Source organism: Stenotrophomonas sp. TWI602 (assembly GCF_039674045.1).
GTDB lineage: Bacteria > Pseudomonadota > Gammaproteobacteria > Xanthomonadales > Xanthomonadaceae > Stenotrophomonas.
Genome location: NZ_JBDJMT010000031.1, coordinates 1 through 14,300 on the forward strand (window position 1 = coordinate 1; position 14,300 = coordinate 14,300).

Sequence of the window (14,300 nt, forward strand, 5' to 3'; positions counted from 1 at the left end):
GGGCCCCCCCCCGTCCCCGCCGGGGGGGCCCCCTCGGCCCGGGGGGGGCCGGGGGGGGCGGTGGGGGGGGGCGCCCCCGGCCGCGGCGCTGGCGCTGGCGTGGATGGCACCGGAGGCGTGGCTGCGGCTGCAGGCCGATCACCGCAGCGGGACGGGCATCCAGGCCGTGGCGCTGCCCGATGGCAGCCGCGCCGTGCTCGATGCCGACAGTGCCATCGCGGTCCGGTACGACGGGCAGGTGCGCCGCATCGCGCTGTTGCGCGGGCACGCCTGGTTCCAGGTGACGCCCGATCCGGCGCGTCCGTTCCAGGTGGAGGCGCAGGGCGGTGTGATCGAAGACATCTCCACGGCGTTCGCGGTCGCCAGAGAAGACGATCACGTGGAAACGAGGGTCGAACAGGGCCGGGTCCGGGTCGCAGCGGCCGATCGGGCGGGCTGGACGTATCTCGACGCGGGGCAGCGCGCGCGCTTTGCACCGGGCGGGCGGGTCACGCGGGAGCAGGACGTCGCCCTTGACCGCATCGCCGCATGGCGCGAGGGCGAACTGCTGCTCGAGGCGACCGGGGTCGAGGATGCGGTGCGGCGCATCGCGCGCTATCGCGCTGGCGCCACCTTCGTGCGTGGCGATCTGTCGGCTCTGCCCGCCGTCAACGCCGCCTTCCGCATCGACCGGCCCGAACAGGCACTGGACGCGCTGGCGGTCAGCGCTGGCTTGAGCGTCACCCGGCTGCCGATGGGGGTGGCGATCGTGGCACCGGCCAGCATCACGGCGGAGTAGCGCCGCGAATCCGCCGTCGTGGCATCACGCACACGCACCGGTCTTGGGGCTGTGCCCGGTTCGTTCGTCTTACTCGGCACAACGTACCCGCCGCCGCCACGTACGTCCGCTGCATCCGCACCCGTGTGCGGGTGACCCGCCTCTGCGGCACTGATCTTCTGACAGGTTTTTCCATGCGCATCCCCACCCGCGCGGGCCATCGTCCGCGCCCGTCACGTCTCTGCATCGCTCTGCTCACGGCTGGCCTGGCGGCCGCGCCCGGCCTGCCGGCATTCGCCCAATCCAGCGCGGCACCCGCTGCGGCAACGCTGCGGTTCGACATTCCCGCCCAGCCGCTGTCCGATGCGCTGCGCACCTACATGCGCCAGTCCGGTGTGCAGGTCGCCTATCCGGCCGCGCTGGCCGAAGGCGTGACCTCCACGGCGGTGGTCGGGCAGATGGATGCGCAGTCTGCCTTGCTGCGCCTGCTGCAGGGCAGCGGGCTGAGCCTGCGCCAGGTCGGGCCGGAAGCGGTCACGCTGGAGCGTGCCGTGGCGGCAGCCAACGACGATGGCCTGATCGTCACCGATGCGCTGAGCGTGGCCGGTGACCGCATCGAGGGCGGCGGCGATGCCGAGCGTGCGCTGGAGGTGTACCGCACGGCGGGTTCCAGTGCCTACATCGCGCGCGCCACCATCGAGCGCTTCCGCGGCACCTCCACCTCGGACATCGTCAAGGGCGTGGCCGGCGTCACCGCGGGCGATCCGCGTACCGCCAACGCGCTGGACGTGAACATCCGCGGCATCCAGGGCCAGAGCCGCATCCCGGTGATCATCGACGGTGGGCAGTCCACCATGGATACCTACCGTGGCTACGCGGGCCAGTCGCAGCGCACCTATCTCGATCCGGACCTGATCTCCAACATCACCATCACCAAGGGGCCGAGTCTGGGCGTCAATGCGTCCGGTGGCATCGGTGGCGTGGTCGAGATGGAAACGCTGAAGATCGACGACGTACTGCGTGATGGTCGCGATGCCGGGCTGCGCGTGCGCACCGGCATGGCCAATGCCAGCGCCAACAACGTACCCGCCTATGACGCCGCACCGCGTACCGACCGCAGCGCGCTGGGCAGCCAGTTCTTCAACATCGCCACGGCCAAGCAGTGGGATCGCGTCGACCTGGTCGCGGCGTACGCATGGCGCGAGAACGGCAACTACTTCTCGGGCAAGCACGGCTACGACGATTTCCCGCAGACGCGGCGCACCCTGGCGCCGTTGAATCCGCCGGATACCGAGGTGTTCAACACCTCCTCGCGCTCGGCGTCGTTCCTGCTCAAGGGCACCTGGCGCATCGACGACAACCAGACGCTGGAAGCCGGCTACCGCCGCTATGAAGGCACCGCCGGCGAAATCATGGCCTCGCAGATCATCCGCGTGGACCGCGACCGCGTGCCGCAGTGGGATCCGGGCCATGTGGACATGGATGCCTACAACCTGCGCTACCGCTTCAACCCGGACAATGAGCTGATCGATCTGAAGGCCAACCTCTGGTACACCGACGCCGACAGCCTGATGTACAACGGCCTGACCGGCATCACTCCGTGGTACTTCGATCGCCGCACCGAGTGGTACGACGGCCCGTCGTTCAATACCGATCCGGGCTACAAGGACGCCTACCGCAATGAGCTGACCCAGACCCGGCTCGGCTTCGATGTGGGCAACACCACGCACCTGGATTCCGGCGCCGGGCTGTTCACGCTGGACTACGGCCTGTCCTTCAGCGATGAGGACGTCGGCCCCGGCCCGCATTCGCCGGTCATGCACGACGACCTGGTCAACAACCGCTTCCTGCGCAACGCCGAGCGCAAGGAGTACAGCGCGGTGGCCTCGGTCAAATGGCAGCCGGACGAGCATTGGGAAGTGGTGGTCGGTGGCCGCTACAACCGCGTCAATGTGCACGACCGCAACCGCCTGGCCACGCCGGACAGCTACGGCGTGATCGGTCAGTATCGCTACACCCAGCTGCTGGATGGCAACCCGAACCTGCCGGCATGGCGCGCCAAGCGCATCGCCATGTTGAACTGGTATCCCGATGCCAACGGCCAGTTCACCGAGGCCTCGTTGCTGGCCTCCCCGTACGAGAAGGGGACGGTCGGTGACATCACCGGTTGGAACTTCTACGACGCCGATGACGCCGAAGACCTGCGCGTACCGGTCAGCTGGACCTGGTCGCAGCCGATCCGTCGCCGCGACAGTGCCTTCATGCCCAGCGCCAGCGTCGCCTACCGCTTTGACGAAGACACGATGGTGTACGTGAAGTACGCCGAAGGCGTGAAGCTGCCGAGCCTGTTCGAAACCACGCTGGGCCTGTTCACCGCGGCCAAGCCCACCGGTGAGCTCAAACCGGAGCGGGCAGGGACCTGGGAAATCGGCGCGAGCACGGTGCGCCACGGCCTGTTCACCGAGGGCGACCAGGCCGGGTTCAAGCTGGCCTACTTCAACACGCGCATCGATGATCTGATCACCCGCGATTACCGCACCCTGTCGGCCGGCCTGATCCGCAACGTGGACCGCTTCAAGGTCGCCGGCGTGGAGTTCCAGTCCAGTTATGACAGCGGCACGGTGTTCGCCGATCTGTCCGCGCATTACTACCTCCAGGCCAAGACCTGTGCGCCGGACATTGCCGCCGAGCGCCGCGCCTACGGTATCCAGCGCAGGATCGAGGAACTGAAGAACACCCCGGACTGCGTGGATGGTGGCTTTGAAGGGTCCTACAGCAACACCCAGAACCCGCCGCGCTACAACGTCAACCTGACCCTGGGTTCGCGGCTGTTCGACCAGCGCCTGAGTTTTGGTACCCGGGTGATCCACAACGCCGGCCCGATCAGCGCGCTGGACAAGGAATGGAACGTCGGCCTGTCGGCGATCCAGCAGCTGTACCGCGCGGCGACCATCGTGGATCTGTTCGCCAGCTGGCAGGCCAGCGAGCAGTTCGCGGTGGACCTCAACGTGGACAATCTGACCGACCGCTACTACCTCGATCCGCTGGCGTTGGGCGTGATGCCCGCACCGGGCCGGACCGTGCGGCTGGCGCTGACCTACCGCTACTGATGCCCGGACACGACAGGGGCCGGCATTGCCGGCCCCTGCGTGCCTCCGGCCTGCACACAGGGTGCGCGGCCGGTATCGGCATCCGGCGATCGCTCAGCCGGCGTTGGCCTGTACGGTCGCATCGGCGTGCAGCGCTTCACCGAGCTCATCGACCACGATCGCCCACTCCGCATCCGAGCGCAGCTGCTCGGTCAGGAACTGGCGCTGCCCGTCGTTCCAGTAGGGCGCTTCGATCAGGCGGATCTCGTTGGACAGCTGGTGATCGCGGATGAAGGCGGCAATCGCTTCCTCGCTGGCGTCCAGGCCGAGCTGCAGGAACAGATTGGTCATGCGCGGTTCGGTGGTGATCATCGTGTCATTCCAGTGGCAGGGCGTGGTCCGTATTATCGGGGCAAGGCCGTGACGGTGGCATGTGACGGTCGCACCGCTGATCACGCGACAATGGGCTTGGGGTTGCCCCCGTGCCAGACGTCTTCAACAGAGAACCGTGCCCCACTTCCCCACCCAAGCAGTGCCATGATCGTCATCGATACTCCCGAAGCCACCCGCAGCCAACGTCTCAAGGCGGCCACCCGTGACAGCCACGGCGCGCTGGACAAGCGCATCATGGCCGGCGACATCTTCGCCAGCCGCGACCTGTTCGCAAAGTTCCTGCGCGTGCAGTACCGCTTCCACCGCGATATCGACGCGCTGTACGGCAACCCCGCGCTGGATGCACTGCTGCCCGATCTGGACGAGCGCCGCCGGCTGCCGCTGATCGCCCGCGACCTGTCCGACCTGGAACAGACCCTGCCGCTCCCGGCATCCACGTACCTGGATGGCGACCTGCCGCTGCCGGTCGCCCTGGGCTGGCTGTACGTCGCCGAAGGCTCCAACCTCGGTGGCACCGTGCTCTACAAGATGGCTGCCAGGCTGGGTCTGGACAGTGGTTTTGGCGCGCGCCATCTGGCCGCCCATCCCGATGGTGCTGCCCGCCACTGGCGCGAGTTCACCGCCGCGCTGGATGGTGTCGCGCTGACCGAGGTGCAGGAGCAGCAGGTGATCGATGCGGCCGATGCGGCGTTCCGCAGCGTGCACGGGCATGTCGAGGAAGAATTCGCATGACCGCTGCGCCTTCCAGGCGCGTCGCGCCGGGCCGCAACTGCCGCCCATGATGCGCTGGCTCTGGTTCGGCCTGGGCTGGATCATGGTGGCGCTGGGCGTCATCGGCGCACTGCTGCCGGTGATGCCAACCACGATCTTCCTGATCCTGGCCGTCGGCTGCTTCGCGCGCAGCTCGCCGACGTTCGAACGTCGGCTGCTCGAGCATCCTCGTTATGGTCCACCGCTGCGCCTGTGGCGCGAGCAGGGCGCGATCAGCCGCAAGGGCAAGGCCTTCGCCGGCGCCGGCATGGCGTTCGGCTTCGTCATGTTCTGCTGGGGCGCGCATCCGTCCTGGCCGCTGCTGGTGGGCGTCGGCCTGTTCTTTGCGGCCAGTGCGGCCTATGTGCTGTCACGGCCTGCGCCGCGGCCGTCGGCCACGGCCGACCGTCCGCCGGAGCGCTGAACGTGCTGTCTGCCCGGTACTGATTCCCACCGCCTTGCCCCGATACTCTTCGCCCCTTTCCTGCCTCCGGCGCTGCACGGTGCCGCGATGCCTCTGACTGATGACGTCCCCATGACCTTGCCCATCGCTCTTCCTGCCGCCGTGGCGGCACTGCCGCATGACCTGACCCCCTGGGGCATGTACCAGGCCGCCGATGGCGTCGTGCAGACCGTGATGATCGGGCTGGCGCTCGCCTCGATCGCCACCTGGACGGTGCTGGTGGCCAAGACCTGGGAACTGGGCCGGCAACGCACGCGGCTGCGCCAGGCACGCGCGCTGCTGTTGCAGGCCGCACAGCTGCCGGTGCCGCAGACGCATCCGTTGCTGGACGACGGCGCAGCGCATGACCTGATCGACGCGGCCTGCACCGAGCTGCGCCTCTCGCAGGACGCGCAGGATCCGGTCGGGATCAAGGAACGGGTCGCCTCTCGCCTGGAACGCATCGAACTGGCGCATGCACGCCAGCTGCGCACCGGGGTCGGCCTGCTCGCCAGCATCGGCGCGATCGCCCCGTTCGTCGGCCTGTTCGGCACGGTGTGGGGGATCATGAACAGTTTCATCGGCATCGCCCACGCCAACACCACCAATCTGGCCGTGGTCGCGCCGGGTATCGCAGAGGCGTTGCTGGCCACCGCGCTCGGCCTGGTCGCGGCGATTCCCGCCGTCGTGATCTACAACCACTTCACCCGTGTGCTGGCCGGTATCCGCGGGCTGCTCGGTGACCTCTCGGCCGGCGTGCAGCAACTGGTCTCGCGCGATCTGGACCGCCTCGGCAATGCGCCGGCCGTGCGCGACGCGCGCTGAGGACCGGCCATGGCCATCAAGACCGCCCGCCACGACGACGACGCACTGGAAGAAAGCCACGACATCAACGTCACCCCCTTTATCGACGTGATGCTGGTGCTGCTGATCATCTTCATGGTCGCCGCGCCGCTGGCCACGGTGGATACGCCGGTGGATCTGCCGGCCAGCACCGCGCAGCCGCAGCCACGCGATGCCGAACCGGTGTTCCTCTCGGTGCAGGCCGATCTGTCGCTGAGCGTCAACGATGTGCCGGTCGGCACTGACGGGCTGGATGCCACGCTGGAGCGGCTGACCGCTGGCGACCACGAACAGCGCATCTACCTGCGTGCCGATCAGAGCGTGCCCTATGGCGAGCTGATGCAGACCATGAACGCGCTGCGCGCGGCCGGGTATCGCAGGATCGCGCTGGTGGGCGTGGAGCAGCGCAGCGAATGAGCCGCGACACCGCCGCAATGCTGCGCTGGGTAGGCAGTCTGGCGCTGGTCCTTGCCGCGCATGCCGTGCTGATCGGCGGCGCGCTGTGGTGGCAGCAGCGAGCGCCGGTGCGGGTCAACGATACGCCGGTGGAAGCGGTGATGGTGGAGTTGGCGCCGGTACCCGAGGCGCCGTCCGTACCGCCGAAAGAAAGCCCACCCGGGCCGTTGCAGCAGGAACAGCATCGGCCCGAGCCGACGCCGGTGCCGAAGGTGGATCTGCCGCCGGACGACACCCCGGACGCGCAGGACGTCCTGCGTCGCCAGACACCGCGCGAAGCAGCGCCGACGGACCAGCACAACGTGGACCAGACGCTGGCGCCGCCGGCGGTGTCCGCACGGCCATCCGAGCGCTATGCCGCCACGCAGACGGTCGCCGGCCGCCAGGGCAGCGCGGCCGTGACCTGGCAGGGCCTGCTGCTGGGCCATCTGGAACAGTACCGCCGCTACCCGCGCCAGGCCGAGCGTCTGCGCCAGCAGGGTGTGGCCCATGTGCGCTTCTCGGTGGACCGGCAGGGCAACGCCTCCAACATCCGGCTGGGCCAGAGCAGCGGCCATCCGCTGCTGGACGAGGAAACGTTGGCCACGGTGCGGCGCGGCAGCCCGTTGCCGCCACCGCCAGCGGAGATCACCGGCGACCCGGTGGAGGTGATGGTGCCGGTGACGTTCTTTCTCCGGCGGCGCTGAAGCGGGTGTCACACGCGCGGCACGGACGCGCTGGCATGAGGCCAGCGCGTCCGTCCTGCCTCAGAGCAGTGGCACCAGCAGCAATGCCACGATGTTGATGATCTTGATCAGCGGGTTGATCGCCGGGCCGGCGGTGTCCTTGTAGGGATCACCGACGGTATCGCCGGTGACCGCGGCCTTGTGTGCCTCGCTGCCCTTGCCGCCGAAGTGGCCATCCTCGATGTACTTCTTGGCGTTGTCCCACGCACCGCCGCCGGTGGTCATCGAGATCGCCACGAACAGGCCGGTGACGATGGTACCGATCAGCAGGCCGCCGAGTGCGCGCGGCCCGAGCAGCAGGCCGACCACCACCGGCACCGCGACCGGCAGCAATGACGGGATGATCATTTCGCGGATCGCCGAGCGGGTCAGCAGGTCCACCGCGCGGTCGTACTGCGGTTTGCCGGTGCCGTCCATGATTCCGGGAATCTCGCGGAACTGGCGGCGTACTTCCTCCACCACCGCGCCCGCCGCACGACCCACCGCTTCCATCGCCATCGCGCCGAACAGATAGGGAATCAGGCCGCCGATCAGCAGGCCGATGATCACCTCATGGTTGGACAGGTCGAAGGCGAAGACCTCGCCGGGATTGGCCGCCTGCAGGTTGTGGGTGTAATCGGCGAACAGCACCAGCGCGGCTAGGGCGGCCGAGCCGATCGCGTAGCCCTTGGTCACCGCCTTGGTGGTGTTGCCGACGGCATCGAGGGGATCGGTGATGTCGCGGATTTCCGGCGGCAGTTCGGCCATCTCGGCGATGCCGCCGGCGTTGTCGGTGATCGGACCGTAAGCGTCCAGCGCCACGATCATGCCGGCCATCGAGAGCATCGCGGTCGCGGCGATGGCGATGCCGTACAGGCCACCAAAGTAGTGCGCCAGCCAGATTGCCACGCACACCGCGATCACCGGCAGGGCGGTGGACTTCATCGAGACACCAAGGCCGGCGATGATGTTGGTGCCGTGCCCGGTGGTGGAGGCCTGCGCCACGTGCTGCACCGGTTTGTACTGGGTGCCGGTGTAGTACTCGGTGATCCACACGATCAGCCCGGTCAGCACCAGCCCGATCAAGGCGCAGAAATACAGGTTCAGCGCACCGTGCGCGTTGTCGGGCATCAGCTGGGTGGTGATCGGGTAGAACGCGATGGCGGCCAGGACACCGGACACGATCACGCCCTTGTACAGCGCGCCCATGATCGAGCCACCGGGCTTCACCTTGACGAACAGCGCGCCGACGATGGAGGCAATGATCGATACGCCGCCCAGCACCAGCGGATACAGCACCGCATTCGCACCGGCCTCGGCGATCATCAGGTTGCCGAGCAGCATCGTAGCGATCACGGTGACGGCGTAGGTTTCAAACAGGTCGGCGGCCATGCCGGCACAGTCGCCGACGTTGTCGCCCACGTTGTCGGCGATCACCGCCGGGTTGCGCGGGTCATCCTCGGGGATGCCGGCTTCGACCTTGCCGACCAGGTCCGCGCCGACATCGGCGCCCTTGGTGAAGATGCCACCGCCCAGCCGCGCGAAGATCGAGATCAGCGACGAGCCGAACGCCAGCCCGACCAGGGCGTGCAGCGTCTGCGCCACATCCAGCCCGAGTCGCAGCAGCAGCGCGTAGTAGCCAGCCACGCCCAGCAGGCCCAGCCCGACCACCAGCATGCCGGTGATCGCACCGCCGCGGAAGGCCACATCCATGGCCGCACTCAGGCCGTTGCGGGCAGCCTCGGCCGTGCGCACGTTGGCACGCACCGAAACGTTCATGCCGATGTAGCCGGCCGCGCCGGACAGCACGGCACCGATCGCGAAGCCGATCGCGGTGTACCAGCTGAGGAAGAGGCCAACCAGCACGAACAGCACGGCACCGGCGAAGGCGATGGTCAGGTATTGACGGTTGAGATAGGCGCGCGCGCCTTCCTGGATGGCGGCGGCGATTTCCTGCATGCGGGCATTGCCAGCCGGTTGCCGGAGGATCCAGCGTGCCGACACGATGCCGTAGAGAATCGCGAGGATGGCGCAGAACAGCGCCAGAGAAAGCCCGTAACGTTCCAGCATGTCCCCTCCCGGGTGATGGAATGACATCCAGTGAACGGATGAACGTCTCCACGCGGGGGCACAACAGGCTGCAACCATGAACCAACCCGTTCAGACCGTGCCGGTCTTCAAGCGTGTGGCGGTGTTCAGCAATCCCTGGTGGCCGGAGTATGCGGGTAAATCCTCGATGCATGCCAGCAAGGATTTCAAACTGCGCGTGCGTGCCCGGATCGCCAACGACGGAGGTAGTGCCGGCCGCTGGCCGGCAACCACGCAGATCCGGACGAAGGGCCGCCTTTGCCACGCCGTTCAGCCATCCACTGGCAGCCTCGGCCCATCCCCCGCCGTTGGAGTCCTGCCATGTCCCCCCGTCATCTGTTGTGGCTGGCCCTGTTGCCCGCCGTGTCCGCCTTCGCCGCCGAAACCCCCGAGCTGCAGCGCGCCGCCGGCACACCGCAGGCGGTAGGCGCGGCCCACACGCTGCGCCAGATTCCCGAAGCCTGCGCACGGCTGGAAGGCGTGTTCACCGGCGAGGCGGCACAGCCGTACAAATTCGCCGTGGTCCGCACCAGCGAGCAGTGCCAGCCGCGTGCCCGCTTCGTCGATTACGAGAAGGCGCAGCCCAGCGAAGCCAAGGGCTGGAAGCTCAATGATGTGATCCGCGTGCCGAATGCCTCCTGCCCGGCGCAGCAGGCGGTGGTGCGCGTGTGGCGGATGCCGGTTACCACCAAGCCGGAACTCGATGGGCAGGGCCAGTCGCGCATCTACCTGGAAGACGCCAAGAAGCAGGCGGCTGCCGGCAAGATCGCCCAGGTGCCGATGTTCGCCGCGCAGATGAAGGTCGAGGGCAAGGCCTGCAACTGACGCCCAGTAACGGCGGGTAGTGCCGGCCGCTGGCCGGCTCCACGCGGACCCGTCAGATGTGCGATGAAACCGGCCGCTGGCCGGCGCCCAGGACGCTCCCGGACACCGCGATGCCGGCCAGCGGCCGGCACTACCCGAGCGCCGGACAGCCCGACGATGCCGGCCAGCGGCCGGCACTACCTGAGCGCCGGACAGCCCGACGATGCCGGCCAGCGGCCGGCACTACCCGAGCGCCGGACAGCCCGACGATGCCGGCCAGCGGCCGGCACTACCGGGTCGATTACGCCTCGAAGGCAGGCAGCTTCTTCTTCACCGCCACGTTCTTCAGCGTCACGTATTTCGGCAGCCCATCGGACCCGTACGGCAACGGGGCTTCCCCCTTGATCAGCGGGGCGAGATAGGCGCGGGCCTTGTCGGTGATGCCGAAGCCATCGCGGCGGATGAAGCCGGCCGGCATCTTCTTCTCGTGGTTGGCCACCTTGTGCAGCGGGGCCGCTTCAATCTTCCAGCGGTAAGGCGTGTCGCTGGTGCGCACGATCACCGGCATCACCGCGTTCTGGCCCTTCAGCGCGAACTGCACCGCCGCCTTGCCCACCGCCTGTGCCTGCTCCCAGTCGGTCTTGGAGGCCAGATGGCGTGCCGAGCGCTGCAGGTAGTCGGGCAGGGTCCAGTGGACCTTGTAGCCCAGCCCATCCTTGACCCGCGCGGCCAGCTGCGAAGCCACGCCACCGAGCTGGGTGTGCCCGAACGAATCGGTGCCGCCGCCCGCATCGGCGACGAAGCGACCGTCGGCGGTCTGGATGCCTTCGGAGGCGACCACTACGCAGTAGCCCACGCGCTCGACCACCTGTTTCACTTTGGCCAGGAACGCCGCTTCGTCATACGCGCGCTCGGGCAGCAGGATGATGTGCGGGGCGTCATCGGCGCCCTGGCCGGCCAGGCCCGCAGCCGCCGCGAGCCAGCCGGCGTGGCGGCCCATCGCCTCGTAGACGAATACCTTGGTCGAGGTCTCGGCCATCGCGGCCACATCCAGCGCTGCTTCGCGTACGGAGACGGCGGTGTACTTGGCGGCCGAGCCGAAGCCCGGGCAGGTATCGGTCACGGCCAGATCGTTGTCGATGGTCTTGGGCACGCCGATGCAGGTCAGGTCGTAGTCGAAGGCCTTGGCCAGCTGGGAGACCTTCCAGGCGGTATCGGCCGAATCGTTGCCGCCGTTGTAGAGGAACCAGCGCACGTCATGGGCGCGCAGCACCTCGAGCAGGCGCGCGTACTTATCGCGGTCGGCCTCCAGCGATTTGAGCTTGTAGCGGCACGAGCCAAACGCGCCGCCGGGGGTATGGGCGAGGGCGGCGATGGCGGCGGCGGTCTCCTTCGAGGTATCGATCAGGTCCTCGCGGAGCGCGCCGAGAATGCCGTTGCGCGCGGCCAAGACCTTGATTCCTTTGGCCCTTGCGGTGCTGATGACCGCCGAGGCGGTGGCATTGATGACGGCGGTGACGCCGCCTGACTGGGCGTAGAGCAGGGTACCGTTGGACATGATGCGACCTTGGTCTGGGGGAAGGACATTGCAGAGACATTACCGGTATGGGGTAAAGTGCGCGTATTGCGGTGCAGCGTGATTGTGGACAATCCCGGGGCGCGCGCCCTTCCATTTTCTTACCAAGTTGGAGTCAGGTTGATGCGATTGGTTCTGTTGGGACCGCCCGGTTCGGGCAAGGGGACGCAGGCGACGCGCCTGAAGGAACATCTCTCGATTGCGCACATTTCCACCGGTGATCTGCTGCGCGCTGAAGTCGCCGCCGGCACCGAGCTGGGCAAGCAGGCCAAGGCTGTGATGGATGCCGGCAACCTGGTGTCCGATGACATCCTGCTGGGCATGCTCGAGTCGCGCCTGGGCCAGGACGATGTGGCCAAGGGCTTCATCCTCGACGGTTACCCGCGCAACGTGGCCCAGGCCAACGCGCTGGACAGCCTGCTGGCCAAGATCGGCCAGCCGCTGGATGCCGTGGTGCAGCTGGACGTGCCGACCGAACTGCTGGTCGAGCGCATCGCCGGCCGCGCCGCCGAACAGGGCCGCGCCGATGACAATCCCGAATCGGTGCGCCAGCGCCTGCAGGTCTACAACGACCAGACCGCGCCGGTGGTGGATTTCTACGCTGGCCGCGGCACCCTCGCGCGCGTTGATGGCGTGGGCGAACTGAACGACGTGGAAGCGCGCATCCGCGCCGCGATCCAGGCCTGATGCGGGTCGGTGCCGCTACGGCGGCACCGCGCCGGCTGTACGTTTGCCGGCGCCGCAAACACACACGCCCGGCCCCCGAAGGGACCAGGCGTGTGGTTTGAAGGTGCCAGCGAGCGGGCTTGCTCAGAGCCCCGCAGCATGAGCCCCCCTGGGGATGGCCTCTTGGGGAGTAGGACCAATGGGGTACTGCGGCTGGCCAATAGAATTGTGTCCGTCTTCACAGTATGGCGCTATCGGGAATTCCCCGACACCGCGCTGGATTTTTCTGATAGTCGACTAGGAGTTGTCTGACGGCGATCTCCATCGACGGTGGCGATCGGCGACAATCGTACGCATGAGCACGATCCACATTCTTGGCATTGCAGGCACTTTCATGGGCGGCGTGGCCGCACTGGCGCGCGAGAAGGGCCATACGGTCCGCGGCAGCGATCAGGCGATCTACCCCCCGATGTCCACCCAGCTCGAACGGCTGGGCATCGCCCTGGATCCGGGCTACCGCGCCGACAGCGTGGCGCCGGACTGCGACGAGGTGGTGATCGGCAATGCGCTGTCGCGTGGCAACCCCGCCGTGGAAGCGGTGCTGGATGCAGGCCAACGCTACATCTCCGGCGCCCAGTGGCTGTCCGAGCAGGTGCTGCCGGGCCGCGATACCCTGGCGGTCGCCGGCACCCACGGCAAGACCACCACCACCACCATCCTCACCTGGCTGCTGCACAGCGCCGGGCGTGAACCCGGCTTCCTGATCGGTGGCGTGGCCGAGGATTTCGGCGTCTCCGCGCGTGTGGGCAGCGGCCGTGAGTTCGTGGTCGAGGCCGATGAGTACGACACCGCGTTCTTCGACAAGCGCAGCAAGTTCGTGCACTACCGGCCGCTGGTGGCGATCCTCAACAACCTCGAATACGACCACGCCGATATCTTCCCGGACGTGGCCGCGATCCAGCGCCAGTTCCACCACCTGATCCGCACCGTGCCCGCGCGTGGGCGCCTGATCGTCAACGGCGAAGATGCCTATCTCGCCGACGTGCTGGCGATGGGCTGCTGGACCCCGGTGGAGCGCTTCGGTTTCGATCCTTCGCTGGAATGGCATGCCGAGCTGGTGGAGGCCGACGGCAGTGTGTTCGTCGTGCACCATCGCGGCGAGCGGGTCGGTGAGGTGCGCTGGTCGCTGCTCGGCCGCCACAATGTCCTCAACGGGCTGGCCGCCCTGGCTGCCGCGCATGCGGTCGGCGTCGAGCTGGCCACCGTGATCCCGGCGCTGGCCGCGTTCCGCAGCGTCAAGCGCCGCATGGAAGTGATCGGCCAGGCACGCGACATCACCCTCTACGACGATTTCGCGCATCACCCCACCGCGATCCGTACCACCCTCGAAGGCCTGCGCGCCAAGGTGGGCGATGCCCGCATCGTGGTGGCCATGGAGCCGCGCAGCAATTCGATGCGGCTGGGGGCACACGCACAGGCGCTGGCGCCCTCGCTGGACGGTGCCGACGCGGTGGTGTTCCTGCATCGCCCGGAACTGGCCTGGGATGCGGCGAGCGTGATCGCCGCCGTCCGGGGTGAGGCCCATGCCGTGCCCGATACGGATGCGCTGCTGGCTCAGCTGGGCGCGATCGCAGCGCCGGGTGACCATGTGGTGTTCATGTCCAACGGCGGTTTCGACGGGGCCCCGCGCCGCTTCCTGGCGCAGCTGCAGCACCCCTGAGGGACGCGGGCC

The 14,300-nt window shown here is 67.9% G+C and carries 13 protein-coding genes; 10 read left to right on the top strand and 3 right to left on the bottom strand.

The features are described 5' to 3' along the window. Positions 1-778, top strand: a 778-nt coding sequence (locus tag ABE483_RS17495) for a FecR domain-containing protein (protein ID WP_346482119.1), incomplete at its 5' end; no start/stop codon positions are given. 173 nt (positions 779-951) lie between these two features. Then, positions 952-3,867 carry a TonB-dependent receptor gene (locus ABE483_RS17500; RefSeq protein WP_346482120.1) on the top strand — a complete coding sequence of 972 codons (2,916 nt, stop codon included), beginning with the start codon at positions 952-954 and terminating at the stop codon, positions 3,865-3,867. Between the two features lie 93 nt (positions 3,868-3,960). On the opposite strand, the gene ABE483_RS17505 is transcribed toward ABE483_RS17500, so the two are convergent. Continuing rightward, positions 3,961-4,218, bottom strand: coding sequence for a DUF2789 domain-containing protein (locus ABE483_RS17505; RefSeq protein ID WP_346482121.1), 258 nt, complete (start codon positions 4,216-4,218; stop codon positions 3,961-3,963). Between the two features lie 165 nt (positions 4,219-4,383). On the opposite strand from ABE483_RS17505, the gene ABE483_RS17510 reads away from it, so the two are divergent. The 5 genes from ABE483_RS17510 to ABE483_RS17530 all read left to right on the top strand — a co-directional run bounded on the left by ABE483_RS17510 (position 4,384) and on the right by ABE483_RS17530 (position 7,416). Beyond that, positions 4,384-4,971, top strand: coding sequence for a biliverdin-producing heme oxygenase (locus tag ABE483_RS17510; protein ID WP_313209172.1), 588 nt, complete (start codon positions 4,384-4,386; stop codon positions 4,969-4,971). A 49-nt stretch (positions 4,972-5,020) separates the two neighbouring features. Beyond that, complete coding sequence (locus tag ABE483_RS17515; protein WP_346482129.1) at positions 5,021-5,413, top strand: YbaN family protein; 393 nt, start codon at positions 5,021-5,023, stop codon at positions 5,411-5,413. A gap of 111 nt (positions 5,414-5,524) precedes the next feature. Further along, complete coding sequence (gene exbB, locus ABE483_RS17520) at positions 5,525-6,256, top strand: tonB-system energizer ExbB (protein WP_346482122.1); 732 nt, start codon at positions 5,525-5,527, stop codon at positions 6,254-6,256. 9 nt (positions 6,257-6,265) lie between these two features. After that, on the top strand, positions 6,266-6,691 hold the full coding sequence (exbD, locus tag ABE483_RS17525; protein ID WP_313209174.1) for a TonB system transport protein ExbD: 426 nt from the start codon (positions 6,266-6,268) through the stop codon (positions 6,689-6,691). Then, positions 6,688-7,416 (top strand): energy transducer TonB, encoded by a 729-nt coding sequence (locus ABE483_RS17530; RefSeq protein ID WP_346482123.1) that lies wholly within the window; start codon positions 6,688-6,690, stop codon positions 7,414-7,416. Before exbD ends, ABE483_RS17530 begins: the two co-directional genes overlap by 4 nt. A gap of 60 nt (positions 7,417-7,476) precedes the next feature. Here ABE483_RS17530 and ABE483_RS17535 read toward each other — a convergent pair whose 3' ends face one another. Then, a complete protein-coding gene (locus ABE483_RS17535; RefSeq protein WP_346482124.1) occupies positions 7,477-9,504 on the bottom strand; it encodes a sodium-translocating pyrophosphatase in 2,028 nt (675 codons plus the stop codon). A 339-nt stretch (positions 9,505-9,843) separates the two neighbouring features. On the opposite strand from ABE483_RS17535, the gene ABE483_RS17540 reads away from it, so the two are divergent. Continuing rightward, positions 9,844-10,347 (top strand): hypothetical protein, encoded by a 504-nt coding sequence (locus ABE483_RS17540; protein WP_313209177.1) that lies wholly within the window; start codon positions 9,844-9,846, stop codon positions 10,345-10,347. Between the two features lie 280 nt (positions 10,348-10,627). Here the strand turns inward: ABE483_RS17540 and ABE483_RS17545 are convergent, their stop codons facing one another. Further along, positions 10,628-11,884 carry a 6-phosphofructokinase gene (locus tag ABE483_RS17545; protein WP_346464628.1) on the bottom strand — a complete coding sequence of 419 codons (1,257 nt, stop codon included), beginning with the start codon at positions 11,882-11,884 and terminating at the stop codon, positions 10,628-10,630. A gap of 141 nt (positions 11,885-12,025) precedes the next feature. Here ABE483_RS17545 and ABE483_RS17550 point away from each other — a divergent pair, with 141 nt between their 5' ends. Both ABE483_RS17550 and mpl read left to right on the top strand, forming a co-directional pair. Further along, on the top strand, positions 12,026-12,589 hold the full coding sequence (locus tag ABE483_RS17550; protein WP_019183836.1) for an adenylate kinase: 564 nt from the start codon (positions 12,026-12,028) through the stop codon (positions 12,587-12,589). A 334-nt stretch (positions 12,590-12,923) separates the two neighbouring features. Next, entirely contained in the window at positions 12,924-14,288 is a 1,365-nt protein-coding gene (mpl, locus tag ABE483_RS17555) for a UDP-N-acetylmuramate:L-alanyl-gamma-D-glutamyl-meso-diaminopimelate ligase (RefSeq protein ID WP_313209179.1), read from the top strand. Positions 14,289-14,300 lie beyond the last annotated feature (12 nt).